This window comes from Paucisalibacillus globulus, from assembly GCF_900184735.1.
Taxonomy (GTDB): Bacteria; Bacillota; Bacilli; order Bacillales; family Amphibacillaceae; genus Ornithinibacillus; species Ornithinibacillus globulus_B.
The window spans coordinates 35395-53322 of record NZ_LT855386.1; the positions used below are offsets into that span (position 1 = coordinate 35395).

The 17928-nt window shown below is 35.1% G+C and carries 21 protein-coding genes; 2 read left to right on the forward strand and 19 right to left on the reverse strand.

The window, feature by feature from the left end; translation table 11 throughout:
• Positions 1-57: 57 nt before the first annotated feature.
• From tlp to BN999_RS02335, 5 genes are all read right to left on the reverse strand, one after another.
• Entirely contained in the window at positions 58-285 is a 228-nt protein-coding gene (gene tlp / locus BN999_RS02315; protein WP_096269790.1) for a small acid-soluble spore protein Tlp, read from the reverse strand.
• Between the two features lie 162 nt (positions 286-447).
• Positions 448-627, reverse strand: a complete 180-nt coding sequence (locus BN999_RS02320) for an FbpB family small basic protein (protein ID WP_176481852.1) — start codon at positions 625-627, stop codon at positions 448-450.
• Positions 628-669: 42 nt separating this feature from the next.
• Entirely contained in the window at positions 670-1266 is a 597-nt protein-coding gene (locus BN999_RS02325) for a TlpA family protein disulfide reductase (RefSeq protein ID WP_096269791.1), read from the reverse strand.
• Between the two features lie 170 nt (positions 1267-1436).
• On the reverse strand, positions 1437-4148 hold the full coding sequence (gene acnA / locus BN999_RS02330) for an aconitate hydratase AcnA (protein ID WP_096269792.1): 2712 nt from the start codon (positions 4146-4148) through the stop codon (positions 1437-1439).
• Positions 4149-4394: 246 nt separating this feature from the next.
• Positions 4395-5522 carry an ATP-binding protein gene (locus tag BN999_RS02335; protein WP_096269793.1) on the reverse strand — a complete coding sequence of 376 codons (1128 nt, stop codon included), beginning with the start codon at positions 5520-5522 and terminating at the stop codon, positions 4395-4397.
• 255 nt (positions 5523-5777) lie between these two features.
• Here BN999_RS02335 and BN999_RS02340 point away from each other — a divergent pair, with 255 nt between their 5' ends.
• Positions 5778-6242 carry a DUF2621 family protein gene (locus BN999_RS02340; protein WP_096269794.1) on the forward strand — a complete coding sequence of 155 codons (465 nt, stop codon included), beginning with the start codon at positions 5778-5780 and terminating at the stop codon, positions 6240-6242.
• A 14-nt stretch (positions 6243-6256) separates the two neighbouring features.
• On the opposite strand, the gene BN999_RS02345 is transcribed toward BN999_RS02340, so the two are convergent.
• The 10 genes from BN999_RS02345 to BN999_RS20480 all read right to left on the reverse strand — a co-directional run bounded on the left by BN999_RS02345 (position 6257) and on the right by BN999_RS20480 (position 12715).
• Positions 6257-6736, reverse strand: a complete 480-nt coding sequence (locus tag BN999_RS02345; RefSeq protein WP_096269795.1) for a CcdC family protein — start codon at positions 6734-6736, stop codon at positions 6257-6259.
• A gap of 25 nt (positions 6737-6761) precedes the next feature.
• Positions 6762-7133: a response regulator gene (locus BN999_RS02350; RefSeq protein WP_096269796.1), complete on the reverse strand. Its 372-nt coding sequence runs from the start codon at positions 7131-7133 to the stop codon at positions 6762-6764.
• A gap of 36 nt (positions 7134-7169) precedes the next feature.
• The gene (locus tag BN999_RS02355; protein WP_096269797.1) at positions 7170-7601 is read right to left on the reverse strand and encodes a Na(+)/H(+) antiporter subunit B; all 432 of its coding nucleotides are present in this window, start codon (positions 7599-7601) and stop codon (positions 7170-7172) included.
• 54 nt (positions 7602-7655) lie between these two features.
• Positions 7656-8360, reverse strand: a complete 705-nt coding sequence (locus BN999_RS02360) for a cytochrome c biogenesis CcdA family protein (protein ID WP_096269798.1) — start codon at positions 8358-8360, stop codon at positions 7656-7658.
• 163 nt (positions 8361-8523) lie between these two features.
• Positions 8524-8745 (reverse strand): YneF family protein, encoded by a 222-nt coding sequence (locus BN999_RS02365; protein ID WP_026907542.1) that lies wholly within the window; start codon positions 8743-8745, stop codon positions 8524-8526.
• 51 nt (positions 8746-8796) lie between these two features.
• A complete protein-coding gene (gene sirA, locus BN999_RS02370) occupies positions 8797-9249 on the reverse strand; it encodes a sporulation inhibitor of replication protein SirA (protein WP_096269799.1) in 453 nt (150 codons plus the stop codon).
• Positions 9250-9474: 225 nt separating this feature from the next.
• A complete protein-coding gene (gene tkt, locus BN999_RS02375; RefSeq protein ID WP_096269800.1) occupies positions 9475-11475 on the reverse strand; it encodes a transketolase in 2001 nt (666 codons plus the stop codon).
• A 100-nt stretch (positions 11476-11575) separates the two neighbouring features.
• Complete coding sequence (locus tag BN999_RS02380) at positions 11576-11812, reverse strand: DUF896 domain-containing protein (RefSeq protein ID WP_096269801.1); 237 nt, start codon at positions 11810-11812, stop codon at positions 11576-11578.
• Between the two features lie 86 nt (positions 11813-11898).
• Entirely contained in the window at positions 11899-12558 is a 660-nt protein-coding gene (locus BN999_RS02385) for a YneB family resolvase-like protein (protein ID WP_096269802.1), read from the reverse strand.
• Positions 12559-12571: 13 nt separating this feature from the next.
• Positions 12572-12715: a hypothetical protein gene (locus BN999_RS20480; protein WP_176481846.1), complete on the reverse strand. Its 144-nt coding sequence runs from the start codon at positions 12713-12715 to the stop codon at positions 12572-12574.
• A 114-nt stretch (positions 12716-12829) separates the two neighbouring features.
• Between BN999_RS20480 and lexA the strand changes: the two genes are divergently transcribed.
• Positions 12830-13453 (forward strand): transcriptional repressor LexA, encoded by a 624-nt coding sequence (gene lexA, locus BN999_RS02390; RefSeq protein ID WP_096269803.1) that lies wholly within the window; start codon positions 12830-12832, stop codon positions 13451-13453.
• Between the two features lie 76 nt (positions 13454-13529).
• Here lexA and glnA read toward each other — a convergent pair whose 3' ends face one another.
• From glnA to hflX, 4 genes are all read right to left on the reverse strand, one after another.
• Positions 13530-14861, reverse strand: a complete 1332-nt coding sequence (glnA, locus tag BN999_RS02395; protein ID WP_096269804.1) for a type I glutamate--ammonia ligase — start codon at positions 14859-14861, stop codon at positions 13530-13532.
• Positions 14862-14897: 36 nt separating this feature from the next.
• Positions 14898-15293, reverse strand: coding sequence for a MerR family transcriptional regulator (locus tag BN999_RS02400; RefSeq protein WP_096269805.1), 396 nt, complete (start codon positions 15291-15293; stop codon positions 14898-14900).
• A 107-nt stretch (positions 15294-15400) separates the two neighbouring features.
• A complete protein-coding gene (locus BN999_RS02405; RefSeq protein WP_096269806.1) occupies positions 15401-16630 on the reverse strand; it encodes a methionine gamma-lyase family protein in 1230 nt (409 codons plus the stop codon).
• Positions 16631-16634: 4 nt separating this feature from the next.
• Positions 16635-17876, reverse strand: a complete 1242-nt coding sequence (hflX, locus tag BN999_RS02410; RefSeq protein WP_096269807.1) for a GTPase HflX — start codon at positions 17874-17876, stop codon at positions 16635-16637.
• Positions 17877-17928 lie beyond the last annotated feature (52 nt).

Consider the following 17928-nt stretch of genomic DNA (forward strand, 5'->3'; position numbering starts at 1 on the left):
CTTTATTTTCAAAAGAAAAACCCCAAATCTATTAACGATTTGAGGTTCATATACTTCTTACTTCTGACTACGTACTTCATCAGATATTTCTGAACGAAACCCTTCAATAGCTTCCTCACGACGTTTATTCTTGTCTACAATGTTCTGCTTTTCTTCACCCGAAGCAAAATGCATTGTTTCATGAGCAGCTTCTATATTTTCTATAGTGTCATGAATCATATTTTGCAACTTTTCTACATTATCACTACGATCATCGGGTTTCGGTGAATGTTCTTTTTCAGACATTTGACATCCTCCTTTTTATAGTTGTCAAACTTCATAGTTATTCTTTGATGTTTTAACGTTACTATACCGATAAATCATTAAAGGATAATGGAAAAAACTCTTTATGTTGTAAATATCTGGATACAACATAAAGAGTTTATTGTAACGAGCATTTGTTAACTATCATGCTTCTTTACGCTTCGATAGTAATTCTTTCGCTCTTCTTTCTAAATTATCTTCGATTCGGTCCAATATTGCCCTATCTTCTAATATTTGTTGACGATTAGCCTGAACCAGCTCTTCAAACGAAAGTCTTTTCTTTAAAGAAATGGTAATCACCCCTTTTAATAGAAGTATTACCATTTCTTACTTTTTTTATAATAATTTTTGCAAAATTATAATCGTTTAATTTAAAGCATTGATGGTGTCCACCATAAAATCATAAGTCATCGGTCCAAAATACCTTGATTGAATTTTACCTGCCGTATCAACAAAATACGATGTTGGAATTGTTGCTACCCTATACATTTCATCAGTTACACTCATGTCTTTATCAAGTGCTACTGGGAATGTATAACCATTTTCATCGATGTAATCTCGCACAACCTGTTCATTTCTCTCAGAATCTGTTGCATTTATCGCAATGATTTTAATTTCATCACCATGTTCTTTATATAATTTTTCAAGTTCAGGCATTTCCTTTTTACATGGTCCACACCAGGAAGCCCAGAAATTAATTAACACTTTATTACCCTTTAACTCAGAAAGCTTTATCATTTCACCATTTAATAGTGGTAATTCAAAATCTGGAGCTTGATCTCCTTCTTTGATTCCAACTGCTCCAGGAGAAACAATTTGAACACCGTCGACAGAAGTATCACCCGTTACGTCTACCATATTGGGCCCTGATGCTTCTTCTTTTTTATTGGTTTCAACTATATTTATTACTAATACAATACCTAGAACCGCTAGGATTGCAATTCCTATGATCTTTTTAAACATTGTATGTGCTCCCAACTTATGTATATTTATCACTTCTATTTATAGTATACAATCTAAGAAACAATAATAAAGAAATATACACAAAAGTCAAAGAGATTTCACATATTACTATCCCTTCTCCTTTACCAAATAAAAAACGAGCTCCTCATAAAAGGAGCTCGTTATAAAAATTAGTTGGCTAATCTGTTACGTAATACCATCTGTAAAATACCACCATGACGGTAATAGTCAATTTCCACTTCACTATCAAAGCGAACTACAACTTTAAACTCAGTTGTTTTACCATTTTCGTCTGTAGCTGTAACTTTTACTAGATCGTGTGGTTTAACATCTTCACCAATTTCTAAATTGAATTCTTCTTTACCAGTCAAGCCTAATGTCTCAGCACTTTGACCTTTTTCAAATTCTAATGGTAATACACCCATCATAACAAGGTTAGAACGGTGAATACGCTCAAAGCTTTCAGCAATAACCATCTTAATTCCAAGAAGGTTAGTACCTTTAGCTGCCCAGTCACGAGAAGATCCCATACCATAGTCTTTACCCGCAAGAATTGCTAAGCCAGTCCCATCTTGTTGATATTTCATTGCTGCATCATAGATCGGCATAACTTCACCAGTTGGCCAGTAAGTTGTGTAACCACCTTCTGTGCCAGGGGCAATTTGGTTACGAATACGTATATTCGCGAATGTACCACGCATCATCACTTCATGGTTACCACGACGAGAACCATAAGAGTTGAAGTTTCTAGGTGAAACACCTTTATCTTGTAAATAAAGTCCTGCTGGCATATCTTTCGCAATTGCACCTGCTGGAGAGATATGGTCAGTAGTCACGGAATCACCAAACTTACCAATTACGCGTAAGTTATTAAGTGCTTCTACTTTACCAGGTTCTTTAGATAAACCTTCGAAGTATGGTGGGTTTTGAATATAAGTCGATTCTTCATCCCACTCAAAGATAGGCTCATCTGTAGTTTTGATTTCATTCCATTTTTCGTTAGAGCTAAATACATTTTCATACTCTTTACGGAAAATTTCTGGGTTTACTACCCGATTTACTTCTTCCTTAATTTCTTCCATTGAAGGCCAAATATCATTTAAGTAAATAGGCTCTCCATCTGCATCAGTACCAATTGCATCTTTAGCTAAATCAACATCCACCGTTCCAGCAAGAGCATAAGCGACAACTAGTGGAGGTGAAGCAAGATAGTTTGCCTTTACAAATGGATGTATACGACCTTCAAAGTTACGGTTACCAGAAAGAACCGATGAAACCGTTAAATCATTCTTAGCAATCGCTTCTTCAATCTCAGGAAGAAGTGGACCTGAGTTACCTATACATGTCGTACAACCATATCCAACTAAGCTAAACCCTAGTTTGTCAAGATATGGCATTAGACCAGCATCTTCAAGGTAACGTGTAACAACTTTAGAACCAGGAGCTAATGAAGTTTTTACATAAGCCGGTACTTCTAATCCCTTTTCTACCGCTTTCTTAGCTAGTAGTCCTGCACCTAACATTACATATGGGTTGGAAGTATTCGTACAAGATGTAATAGCTGCAATTGCAAGAGAACCTGTTTTCATAACGGTTTCTTTACCATTAGAAAGTTTCACTGTTACTTCTTTATCAAACTCTGATTTATCTAGTCCAAAACCTTGGTTTCCTTGAGGAGCAGTAATAGCTTTCTTGAATTCCTTTTGCATGTTAGATAGAGGAATCAAGTCCTGCGGACGCTTAGGTCCAGAAAGGTTTGGTTCTAGTTCTGATAGATTAATTTCAATAACGTTTGTATATTCAGGATCTTTCATATCAGCTGAATACCAAAGATCATTTTCTTTACAATATTTTTCAACTAACTGAATATGATCTTCACTACGGCCAGTTAGGCGAAGGTAGTTAAGTGCCTCTTCGTCTACAGGGAAGAAACCACATGTTGCACCGTACTCTGGAGCCATGTTGGAAATGGTAGCACGGTCAGCTAGTGGCATGTCTTTAAGTCCTGGTCCGTAATACTCAACAAATTTCCCTACTACATTTTGTTCACGTAAGACTTGTGTCACTTTTAGAGCTAAGTCAGTTGCAGTAGTTCCTTGAGGGAAGCTACCAGTGAATTTCACACCAATTACTTCTGGTTGTGGGAAGTATGAAGGTTGACCAAGCATTCCAGCTTCTGCTTCAATTCCACCTACTCCCCAACCTAATACACCTAGACCATTAATCATTGTGGTATGAGAATCAGTACCAACTAATGTATCAGGAAATGCATCATATTCACCATTCTCATTCTCAAGTTCATGTACAACACTTGCAAGATACTCAAGGTTTACTTGGTGTACAATTCCAGTTGCTGGAGGAACAGCACGATAGTTCTTAAATGCTTTTTGAGCCCAGTGTAAGAATTCATAACGCTCACCATTACGCTTGAATTCTAAATCCATATTAGCTTGTAGAGCACTTGCTGTACCATATTGGTCAACTTGTACAGAGTGGTCAATAACTAAATCAACTGGAACTTCTGGATTAATTTCTTCTGCATTACCACCTAGATCAACCATTGCTTTACGCAATGAAGCAAGGTCTACTACAGCTGGTACTCCAGTAAAGTCTTGTAAGATAACACGGGATGGTTTGAAAGGTACATCGACCCCAACACCTTCCTTTGTTCCCCATTTTGTTAAGGCTTCAACATGTTCATCATTAATTACACGGCCATCATATTGACGAACTAAAGATTCTAGTAATACTCGAATAGAAAATGGTAGTCTGTCAATTTTACCTAGGCCAGCTTCTTCTAAAGCTTTTAATTCATAGTAGTTATAGGTTTTACCATTAAGGTCGAATTTCTTCTTTGCATCGAAGACAATATTCTCTCCCACTCGCAAAAACCCCTTTCTGCTTTTTTTCAAGAATTGGAATGTTGCTATGTCTATGGTTTATTCATAATCTAAAGAGCATATCCAAATTCTATTAGTTTTCTACATATTCATATTAAATGAAAATCGAGTATAAAACAATTGTTTCATACTCGAACGACTATACGAAAAACTTATTCAAGGTGATAAGTTTTTCTTATATGGTTGTAATTATTATTTTCCCTGTTAATTATAATGAAGTATTTAGGATTAGTTCAGTTTTGGAAAAATAATACGAAATGTACTTCCTTTCCCTGTGTTTTGTAGTATGGAAAGTTTTGCGTTATGTCTTTCTAATAATTGTTTTGTAATCATTAATCCTAAGCCTGTTCCTTGTTGCTTAGTCGTAAAAAATGGTTCACCTAATTTATGTATTACTTCTTCATCAATACCTGGACCTTCATCGATAATGTCTATGCTTACTTCTGATTCTAAATCCACTATCTTGATAATTATTCTCCCGGCTTCTTCCATTGCTTCGATACCATTTTTAATAATATTGATTAATACTTGTTTAACTTGTGATCTATCACAAAAGATATATTGGTCTTCACCAATTGTTTCTAAAAATATGTTTTTTAATTTGGCTTGGGGTTTTAAAAGCTCTGATACATCATGAATCATTTCTAATATTGATTCCTGTTTTTTATTATCCGTCAGCGGCTTTGAGATAAACAATAACTCTGATGTAATGGTTTCCATCTTCTCAATCTCATCAATCATAATTTTATAATAGACATCTTTTCTGTTTACTCCAGCTTGTAGCAATTGCAGAAATCCTTTTATTGAGGTGAGTGGATTTCTAATTTCATGTGCAATACCAGCTGCTAACTGACCAGCAATAGACATTTTTTCTGAACGAATCATCATCTCTTCTGTTTCTTTCTTTTCAGTGATGTCACGAATACTAGTCACATAATATGCATTTAAATTTGATGAATCCTTTAATCTTGCAACTTTACATTCACACCATATGTATTTCTGTTCAAAATTTAGGATATGTAAATTAAATGTTTGATTTGTGAAAGTTTCACGAATAAACTCTTTTCTTAAATATTGGACGTCTTCTGGTAGAACCAGGTCAAGGTATGATTTCCCTACTAGCTCGTCCGCATCATAGCCTAGTACCCGCTCAACTGCTGGCGAGAAATATTGTCCAACCCCATCTTCATCCCATACCGAGAAAAAGTCACTACTATTTTGTCCGATCCAATTAACTATCATATCAGGTAAATTTAATAAACTAGAGTTATTAGATACTGGAAAAACTTTTTCATAAGGGCTGACTGGTATTGACGAAACAGGATCTATATTGTTTTTATTTGTTTCTTTCCCCATTGAATCCGCCCCTTTATTACAAATTCATACTCTTTCATAGCTTAATAATACTATATGTTGAATGATATACAAATATGAAAGTTGTTTAAAATCAAATCTATAATTATAATAATAGTAGCATAGATAATAGTTAAAAGTAATGGTTTATCAGAATTATTTTAACTCTTTAGTAGTAAAATTACAGCATTGTTACATATAATTCAACAAATATGTTGGTTTTCTTGTAAAATAATCAGGCAGAAAAAGGTGGATATTATGTCATATGTTATAGTGTTTTGGGGATTTTTTATGATAGTATTAATGGCAATTGGTGGTTATTTCATGTTTCGTAAATTCCTAAAACAAATTCCTAAAGCGGATGGTAAATCGATGATGGATTGGGAAGTCTATTATCTTGAAGAATCGAGACATATGTGGAATGAACATGAAAAAGCATTACTAGAGGAGCTAGTCTCTCCTGTGCCAGAGTTATTTCGCGATGTGGCAAGACAAAAAATTGCTAGTAAAATAGGTCAAGTAGCTATTGAAAAAGGAAAATCAAAAATTAGCCAAGAAATTCTAATAGAGGGTTATATTCTAGCAACTCCAAAACGAGATCATAAATTTCTAAGGAAAAAGTTGAAAGAAAAACAAATTGATGTCAGTCCATATGAGTCATTATTTAAACAATCTAATGATGATTATCGAACAGATTGGCAAGCTCAATATAAAAAAAATTAAATTTAAAGGTGCCTTCATGTAGATGAAGGCACCTTTAATTGTTTCTCTAACTGCTTATATTTATATAACATTGCTATTCTCCAACTCACCAGCATTCCAAAGGCTAATAAAAAGAACATCCCACTAGTTTCACCTAATGTTATTGTACTTCCAATTATTAGTTTTAGAATCAGTCTTATAATTAAAAGTCCAACTAAGATAAATGCAAATGCTTTAGAGGGAATTAGATAAATTTGCTCACTTCGAATTTCAAATTTCGATGTTTTTATTAAAAAGACTGAAAAAAACACGCCAATTGTTAATGCTTCTAGTACTTGCATCCAATGTACTCGAAATTCTGGAAAAACAAACATCAAGGCACCCGTACTCATGAATAACGGTGGTAAAATTATTCGCTTAACAGATGCTGGTCTTTTGGAAGCTTTAAGTCGCACAACAATCATCAAGGAAGCCATAAATAAGGCTACAATTGTACTTGCTATAATCCAAAACATAATAACACTCTTTTCAGTCTAATAATCAACTAGTAATAAATGACAATGTCCGCTCTACTGTTTCCAGTACACGTTGTTCGTCAAACGGTTTCACAATAAAGTCCTTAGCCCCAAGCTCAATAGCTTCAACCACTACTTTCTGATGTCCCATGGCAGAACATACAACTATTAGAGCATTCACATCAAATTCTTTTATCTTTTTAATTGCTTCAATACCATTCATCACTGGCATAGTTATATCCATAATAACCAAATCAGGCTTGTTCTTTTTATAAAGTGAAACTGCAATTTCACCATTTTCAGCCTCTCCAACAATCTCATGATTACTCTTAGTTAAGATTGTTTGGAGGGTAGTACGCATAAATTTCGCGTCATCAACGATAAGAATTTTAGCCATTTCACCAATCCCCCACTATTAATAGAATACAAAAATCTATGCTTTGCGGTCATTCGCAATATTTACAATGATAGTAACTGTAACTCCAACTACCGTAAGATAAACCCCTAAATCAAATAGAGTTGCAGTTGCAAGTTCCACCTTTCCAAAGATTGGAAAAGTAAAATAATCATATGTGTGAGAAAGAAACGGGACGTTAAACAAGAATGAACCCATACTTGTCAGTAATGCTACTAATAATCCTATTGGTATTAGCACTCGAAAATTGACTGGTAAGATTTTATTAACAAAATCTATACCGTAAGCCATATACAGTAATACGATTGCAGCAGCAGTAACCAGTCCCCCAATAAATCCTCCACCGGGAGAATTATGTCCTGCAAAAAATAGATATAAGGAAAACCCTAATAAGAGAAAAGCAATTAATGATGTTGCCGTTTGTAAAATCAAATTATTAGGTTTATTCAATGATAACACGTCCTTATGTAGAATCTTTACGTATTATCATAATACAGATTACTACTAAAATCCAACGAAACCTACCCAACCTGCAAGGAAGGCTGTTAGTTTTGTCATCCAGTCAAAAAACAGAGCGATACCAATAAAAATCATAAAATAACCACCAATTTTCACTAACTTATGGCTATTTCTTTTTATCCAGTTTAATTTTCCAACAAAGAATGAAAGAACTAAAAACGGAATGGAGAATCCTAGCACATAAGCAACCATCATTACCATGCCAGAGCCTGGATCAGTTGCAGCTAATGAAAGAACTACTGCTAAGATAGGCCCTGTACATGGAGTCCACCCCATTGAAAACGCCATCCCTATTAATACTGATCCAAAATATCCTGATGGTCGATTTTTGAACGTAATCTTCTTATCTTTCATCAAGAACTTAAAATTAAAGATTCCTACAATGACTAGCCCAAAGAAGATAATAAGTAATGCCCCTACCTGTCTAATAATATCTTGGTAAGTCAATAAAAAATCAGAAACAGCACTTGCTGTAAATCCTAACGCAATAAAAATACTAGAAAACCCAATTAAAAAAGAAACGGTATGTAATATACTCTTCCGATTTAACATTTTATTATCATCTTTTATTTCACTAACACTCATACCGGTGATATAAGATAAGAATGCTGGAAACAAGGGCAAGACACATGGTGAAATAAATGAAAGAAATCCTGCTCCAAACGCAAGAAACACGTTAACCTCAGACATAATTAGCCTCCTGAATTATAATTCTACTTTCATTATAGCAGAATATTCTTCAAAACTTTTGTTGGGAATATGACAATATAATGTCATGAAAAAACCCCCTACTATTCATTAGTATGGGGTATCTCTGTGCAATGTAAAATATAATAGTAATTATTCCAGAATACTACTTGTCCATTTGGTTATTCATTGCACGCATCATTTGATTGATTTTCTTCTGTGAAGGCTTTTGACCCATTTGCATCATTAAAGTGCGAAGCATTTGCTCATTAATTGGTGGATTCTTTTTCAAATAACTCATCATGTACTTTCTTGCGATAAAAAATCCAAGAGCAACACCAGCGATTAAAGCTGCTATAGCAATAAGTACTACCCAAATTACGTCCATCTATCGTTTTCCTCCTTCGTGCTGTCTCTTTTACAGTATAGTAAAACAGTTCTAAGAATACAATACTTGTTCATTATTATAACCAATACTTGTCCTTGCAGGCGAAATCCAACCATAGTTTTCATAATGATCATCAATTATGAAAAGAAATGGATGGAATTGTCTTAAGGCAGGGAATAATAATGTTTCAGCATCCTGTAATGTTTCACAACGAAATTTTATCTGTTTTTCCTCGATATGTAAAGAGATTAAGCTATGCTTACTTTTAATATCAACTATATCAATATATTGTTCATTTTGTAATCTATTTTTGGGTTGCCTTAATAATTGCAAAGTTAATGTATCTTTAGGGAAGCTCTCTGTAATGAAATTAAATTGTGATACTAGATCAACTCGATTCTTCTGCATATGAAATTCTCTTAAAAAGCGATATAAAATATCACTTTTATAGTAATAATGTCTAGCAAACTCTTCTTTAATCCAGTAAATCTTATATTCTTTCATTTTTTTAGCGTCCCTCCCCTTTTCTATTTACTATTATAATGATTCTACTAAAAAATAATGTCACTCTGTGAAACAAAAAAACACTAGTTTTGTCGAAATAGAGATAACTTGAGTTTAATAACGATTCTTTTCGTAAAACTACATAGAATCTACAAGAGAATACCACTTAACCATAAAAAAGCGGAGCGTTCATTTTATAATGAACACTCCACTCTCAGATAGCTCTTATTTAACTAATTCTTTTACGTTATTCACTACATTTTCTACGGTAAAACCATATTCCTCAATAAGTTTATCGCCATTTGCAGAGGCACCAAATGTATTAATACCCATGATTTTCCCTTCTAAACCAACGTATCGTTCCCAACCCAATGAAGAGCCCATTTCAATTGCAACACGGTTCTTGATAGCCTTTGGAAGAACTTGTTCTTTATAATTTTCATCCTGCTCTTCGAATCGGTCCCATGAGGCAAGACTAACAACACTTACATCAACATCTTGCTTACGAAGTACTTCTTGAGCAGCAATAGCTAATTGAACTTCCGAACCTGAGGCAATAAGAATTGCATCTGGGCTCGCTTTCTTTGAGCTGCTGATTATGTAGCCACCGCGTTTCACACCTTCATAGGCATGTTGTTCTGTACCTTGTAATGTCGGTAAATTTTGTCTTGTTAATACAAGCATTGTAGGTTTATCTTTAGATTCGATTGCAAGTCTCCATGCAGCCTGTGTCTCATTACCATCGGCTGGACGAATGACAGAAAGATTTGGCATTCCTCTAAATGAAGATAGGTGTTCTATTGGTTCATGTGTTGGTCCATCTTCACCAACAGCAATGGAATCATGCGTGAAAACATAGGTTACCGGGGTTTTCATAATTGCAGATAGGCGGATAGCTGGGCGTAAGTAGTCACTGAACACAAAGAATGTCCCGCCATATACTTTTAACCCGCCATGTAACGCCATTCCATTTAGAGCAGCACCCATCGCATGTTCACGGACCCCAAACCAGATATTTCTACCGCTATAATTATTTCTAGTTAAATCTTCTTCATTATTTATTGTCGTTTTATTAGATCCTGCTAAGTCAGCACTTCCACCAACGAAATATGGTATTTCTTTAGATATCACATTTAATACTTCTCCAGACGAAGCTCTAGTTGCAAGTGATTTACCAACTTCATATTTCGGAAGTGAATCTTCCCATCCCTCGGGTAATTCACCATTTATAGCAGCTTCTAATTCTTTTGCTTCTTCTGGATATTTATCCTTATATGACTGAAATGTAGATTCCCATTCACTTTCTTCTTTATTACCTCGTACAACAATCTTTTCATTAAAATCACTATAAACCTCTTCAGGCACATAGAATTCTTCATGTCCCCATTTATAAAATTCTTTTGTTAATACTACTTCATCCTTTCCAAGTGGTGATCCGTGCGAAGCAGATGAAGCTGATTTATTTGGGGATCCATATCCGATTACAGTCTTAATTTCAATAAGTGTTGGATGTTCCAAGTCATCCTTAGCTGACTGAATAGCAGAGCGTAATTGGGTTAAGTTATTTCCATCTTCCACTCGAATGACTTGCCATCCATATGCTTTAAATCGTTCTTCTGTATTATCAGAGAATGAACGATTTAACTCCCCATCAAGAGAAATATCATTGGAATCATATAACACAACTAGTTTCCCTAACCTTAAATGTCCAGCAAGAGATGCAGCTTCATGTGAAATACCTTCCATTAAGTCACCATCACCGACTAAAGCATATGTATAATGATCAATAATAGTTGCATCACCTTTATTATATTTCCCTGCCATATGTGCTTCCGCCATCGCCATACCAACAGCCATGGCAATTCCTTGACCGAGTGGTCCTGTAGTTGCTTCAACACCGTCTGTATGATGAACTTCTGGATGTCCCGGTGTTCTAGATCCCCACTGGCGGAATTGTTTCAGGTCATCCATAGTTACTTCATAGCCTGATAAATGAAGTAAACTATAAAGAAGCATGGAACCATGACCTGCAGATAATACGAATCGATCACGATTGAACCATTTTGAATTCTTTGGATTGTGTTTCATAAAATCAGTCCATAGTGTATAGGCCATTGGTGCAGCACCCATTGGTAAACCAGGGTGACCAGAGTTCGCATTCTCAATAGCATCAATTGATAATGTCCTTATGGTGTCTATCGATAACTGTTCGACGTAATTAGCCATTCTTTGTAACTCCTTTCATCTTATTCAAGTTGAAGCCCATGTTATTCTATTTAATTGTAGTTCACAATTAATAGTATGCCTATTACTTGAATAACTATGTTTAATGCTGTCTGTTTCGTTCTTGCATGTCTCGGAGTTTCTTAGGAGTAACATCGTTTCCAGCCGGATCAATAACTGTCATTGATTTTAATTGATTTTTAAAGGAACCACGGATATTCTTTAAATACTCTTCTCGTAATTGTTTTTGTTCAGTTTTCTCTTCTTCGGTTAATCCTGCTTCCGTTTTTGACTTTTTGGCCAATATATTAATTCGTTCCAACTTTTCTTTTGATAACATGTCTATATCCTCCTAGATTTATCTATTTAAACCAAATAAATGTCCATATTAAAAGCAAGAACATATAATGTCCTTGCTTTTTAATATTACCTGTTCAATTTATTTGAATCAATTAATAGGTATTCTTGATATCTTCGATGGACAGTCGCTTTAGATATTTGGTAACCTAGTCCATTTAGAGTTATAGCTATTTCATCGAAAGTTAGGTTGTTATTTCGTAATCTAACGATTTCGTCTATCGGAACACTCTTCCGCTCTCGCCCAGGTGACAAGTGTTTATTGGAAAGATTTTTAATAGGGTTATATCCTTTTTCTATCGCTTTTTTCATTCCTCGTTTAATCTTTATATTATGAATCTTACGTTGATATTCCTCTACAATTCCTACAATTTGTAAAACCATGGAATCAGACTCCGATAGTTCTAACTTCCCATCATGGATGGCAGTATAAATAGAGATATTCTGTTTTGCCAGTTGGTGGAATAAAGCAATCTTTGTATTGCCTCTTCCAAGCCTTGTTTCATCTTGTATTAGAACCGCATTAGCTTGTCCACTTTCTATTAGGGCAAGCATTTCAAATAGACCTTCTCGTTCTACCTCATATCCACTTGCTTGTTCCTCTATACATCTCACTATATGGAAGTTATATTTCTCTGCAAGTTTATACAATTCTTCCTTTTGTCTTAGTAGTGAGGTTTCTTGTGCTTGTTTATCTGTACTAACTCTACAGTAAATGATTACGTTCATTAAAATACTCCTATTATGCACTAATTAATGAAAGGTATAAGAAACCTAAGGTTAAAGCAAAAGCAACTATATAAAAAAGATCTGTTTTATTTACTTTACTAAACATTTCTTCATCATCCTTTCCATTTTTAAATATAAGAACCTTTGTTCGATACATTCAGTATAACAGAACGTACGCTCTTGTCAACACTTTTTCGAACGAATGTTTGCTTTTTAGTTTTATCAATGGTAAACTATCATTAATAAATAATATGTGTGAGGTGTTTAATAGATGACAAAATTATCAACTAGACAACAAGCAATTCTTGATTACATAAAAGAACAAGTTAAGTTAAAAGGCTATCCACCTTCTGTTAGAGAGATTGCTGAAGCTGTCGGTCTAGCTTCTAGTTCTACTGTACATGGCCACCTCTCCAGACTAGAGAGTAAAGGATTTATCCGTCGTGATCCTACTAAACCCAGAGCAATAGAAATACTAGATTTAGAAGAGGAAAATAATATTCCGAAAGATGAAGCTCGTTATGCACCTGTAATCGGTAAAGTTACAGCTGGTATACCAATCACAGCTGTTGAAAATATCGAGGAATTCGTACCCATCCCAAGTTCTACTGCTGGACCAGATGAGAATCTATTTGTACTTGTCATTGATGGGGAAAGTATGATTGAAGCGGGTATATTAGACGGAGACATGGTAATTGTAAAACAACAAAGTAGTGCCCAAAACGGTGACATTGTTGTTGCTATGACTGAGGATAATGAAGCTACAGTAAAGAGATTCTTCAAAGAAAAGAATTACATTCGCCTGCAGCCAGAGAACGCTACTATGGAACCATTAATCTATAATAATGTCTCTATTCTTGGTAAGGTAGTCGGTCTATATCGTCATATTAAATAGTTTTAAATATAAAAAAAGCTGATTAACACAGGAAAAACTTGTGTCAATCAGCTTTTTTATTATTATCGAAAGGAACTTAATACATAGTAAGATATTGCTCACGTTCCCAAGGGTGTACTGTTGTACGGAACATATCCCATTCAATCTCTTTAGCTTCCATAAAATGCTCAAATAAGTGCTCACCTAGTGAGTTTACAATAACCTCATTTTCTTGAAGTAAGCCTAAAGCATCCATTAATGTAGCAGGTAGATTTTGAATATGGTTTTCCATTCGTTCTTCATGGGTCATAATATATATATTCCGATCAACAGCTGGTGGTGGGGTTAGTTTATTTTTTACTCCATCAAGTCCAGCAGCTAATAGCACCGACAATGCCATATAAGGATTTGCCGCAGGATCTACACTACGTACTTCTACACGAGTACTAACACCCCTAGAATTAGGAATACGTAATAATGGACTTCTGTTCATGGAAGACCAAGCAACATAACTTGGTGCCTCATAACCTGGAACTAGACGCTTATATGAATTTACAGTAGGATTTGTAACTGCAGTAAAACCTAGTGCATGTTTCATAATACCTGCGATAAATTGATAAGCGGTATCACTTAATTGAAGATCTCCACTAGGATTAAAGAATGCATTTTCTCCATTTTTGAACAATGACATATTTACATGCATTCCAGAACCATTCACACCAAATAGAGGTTTTGGCATAAATGTTGCATGCAAATTATGCTTCCTAGCTATTGTTTTAACCACTAATTTAAAGGTTTGAATATCATCAGCATGTTTAATAGCATCTGAGTATTTAAAGTCAATTTCGTGTTGACCAGGTGCAACTTCATGATGGGATGCTTCAATTTCAAAGCCCATTTCCTCTAATTCAAGAACGATATCACGACGACAGTTTTCTCCTAAATCAGTTGGAGCTAAATCAAAATATCCACCATGGTCATTTAACTCAAGTGAAGGCTCACCATTAGCGTCTAATTTAAATAAGAAAAATTCCGGCTCTGTTCCAATATTAAACGCATCAAATCCTAGTTCTTCCATTTTCAACAGATTGCGCTTTAAGTTGTAACGTGGGCAGCCTTCAAATGGAGTCCCATCCGGGTTATAAATATCACATATAAAACGAGCTACTTTTCCTTTTTCAGATGTCCAAGGGAAAACAACAAACGTGTCTAAATCAGGATATAAATACATGTCGGATTCTTCAATTCGAACAAATCCTTCAATAGATGATCCATCGAACATCATTTTGTTGTCTAGTGCTTTTTCCAATTGGCTTAGTGGAATTTCAACATTTTTGATAGTACCTAACATGTCAGTAAACTGAAGTCTGATAAACCTAACATTTTCTTCTTTAATTTTCTTTTCAATTTCCTCACGAGAATAACCCATAAGATATTTCCCTCCTAAAATTTAGTTGAATATTAACTAACGATTCACAAAGAATCGTGATAGCTCCCCTTGTCGCAAACTCGCTTTGCCAAATCGGCCAGCTTCAGAAATTTCACTTCTTAAAATTTCTCTTAATTCCCTTTTAGAAATCTCAACCTGTTTTTTCTCTTGAACTGGCAATTCTTTCAGTTCGTCTTCTGATAGCAACAATTTAATTCCAGCGAGGTTTAGACCTTTATCTAAGTAGTTTTTAATCTCTAGAAGACAATCAACATCATTGAATGAAAATAATCGTTGATTACCCTCTGTGCGTTCTGGATGGATTAATCCGTTTTCCTCATAATATCGTATTTGTCTTGCGGTAAGTTCAGTTAGTTTCATAACTATTCCGATTCCAAACAAAGGCATCGAACGGCGATCCTTATCATTCATGATCTGACCTCCCTTTTAATAATTTTGATTTTATCACCATGTGAGGTTTTCTGTCAACACTTTGTTAGGTTTTCTGACATAAAAAAATAAAGGGCCTTTACGACCCTTTATTTTAATGTTTTCATTACTTTAACCGCCTCAATTATTGCAAGTTTTACATGAGCATAGGTTAACCCACCTTGGACAAATGCTGTATATGGTGCCCGAATTGGCCCGTCGGCTGATAATTCAATACTAGATCCCTGTATGAAGGTACCTGCAGCCATAATTACATCGTCCTCATATCCTGGCATTGGACTAGGATATGGTGTGACAAATGAATTAACTGGTGAATTCATTTGAATAGCCTGACAAAAGGCAATCATTTGTTCAGCTGTTTGAAAGGTTACAGATTGGATAAGGTCTGTTCTTTTAGCTTGATAGTGTGGTTTTGTTACAAACCCTAACAATTCAAGGAACCTTGATGTAAACACAGCTCCCTTTAGTGCTTCACCAACGATAAGAGGCGCTAAGAAAAAACCTTGATACATTTCCTGTAAGAGATTAAAGGTCGCACCTAACTCTTTCCCTAATCCCGGAGCTGTTAAACGATAAGAACATAAAGTGACTAAATCATTCTTTCCAACTATATATCCTCCAGCTCGTACTATTCCACCACCTGGGTTTTTAATTAAAGAACCAGCTATAATATCTACACCAACATGTAATGGCTCTCTATCTTCAACAAATTCGCCATAACAATTATCGACAAAAATAATAATATCTTCTCGTATTGATTTTACAAATGATACGATCTCACCTATCTCGTCCACTGTAAATGAAGGTCTGTCTGCGTATCCTTTAGATCGTTGGATAGCAACAACTTTTGTATGATTGTTGATATTATTTTTTATCAGTTCATAATTAATTTTTCCGTCTTCTGTCAATGGTACTTCATTATATGTAATGTTAAAATCTTTTAAGGAACCAGTATTATTTTCGTTCTTACCAATTACTTCTTCAAGAGTGTCATATGGTTTTCCTGTAACATAAAGTAATTCATCCTGAGGCCGTAGTAAGCCGAATAAAACAGTAGTTATAGCATGAGTGCCGGAGACAAGCTGCGGGCGAACAATTGCGGACTCCCCTCCAAATACTTCAGCATACACTGCCTCCAATGTATCCCGTCCCATATCATCATACCCATAGCCACTTGTAGAATTAAAGTGGCTATCACTTACTCTGTTATTTTTAAAGGCATCTAGGACTCTTTTTTGATTTTTCTCAACGATGTGATTGATATGTTGATGAATTGTTGTGATGTCTTTTTCTGTTTGTTCTACGACTTGCTGTATCATTTTTCTATTCTTTCTCCTTTATTATTCCCTTTAGCGGATGTTCTGGGCGAATAAAGCCATTTAGAATATATAATTCTTTCGCCTCATTAAATTCTTTTTTCTCAAGAATTGTCTCATGTTCAAATCGATTTATCAAATTTCCTTCCGATGCTTCTAAGGAGACTTCATAAGATTCCCAACCAGCCTTTAGTACCTCTTCTACTTTTTGAATAAGTTGACTTAAATCCCCCTCATCAAATGCGCTTATCATAATATACGGGCGGTTTTGCGGAAAGAACTCATCCGAAACCACGTCTTTTTTATTATAAACTGTTAGCATAGGAATAGAGCTACTTTCAAGTTCGTCTAATAATTTTAAAACTGTATCTTGATGTTGCTGATAGTCAGGATGTGAGCTATCCACGACATGCAGTATAAAATCCGCTTCACTTACTTCTTCTAGAGTAGAACGGAAGGCTGCAATTAAAGTGGTTGGGAGCTGTTGAATAAATCCAACAGTGTCAGTTATTAACACTTGGAAACCTGATGGCAATTGTATCTTTCTAGTTAGCGGATCTAATGTTGCAAACAATTTATTTTCTTCCAGTGAATCACTGTTAGTTAATCGGTTAAACATAGTCGACTTACCAGCATTGGTATACCCGACAATTGCAATTTGAAACACTTCATTTTGTTTTCTTCGTTTCCGATATTGATCACGTTGTCTTACCACTTGTTTTAAGCGTCTTTTAATATCATCGATTCGTCTTCTAATATGTCGTTGATCCGCTTCTAATTTCGTTTCACCTGGTCCCCTTGTTCCAATCCCAGCACCTAGTCTTGATAATTGTACTCCTTGACCGCGCAATCTAGGCAATAAGTATTGAAGCTGAGCCAATTCTACTTGAAGTTTACCTTCTTTCGTTCTGGCTCTGCTAGCAAATATATCAAGTATTAATTGACTACGATCAATAACACGACAATCAAAAAAATCACTTAAGTTTCTTGACTGACCTGCAGATAACTCATCATTCGATATCACTAAGTCTATTTCTAGTTCGTCTATTCTTTCTTTTATTTCGGCCATCTTACCTTCACCAATATAATAAGCAGAATGAATTCTCTCCCTGTTTTGTGTGATCACTTCTATCACTTTACCACCTGCAGTATCCGCTAAAGAGATTAGCTCTTCCAGGGAGGATTCAAATAAATCATCAGGTTGGTTAGGTCTTTTTACAGCTATTACTATAATTCTTTCTTCTGGCATGAGTTCTACTTCTCTCCTTCATGAATTGCTAAAAATCTGAGTATGAATAATG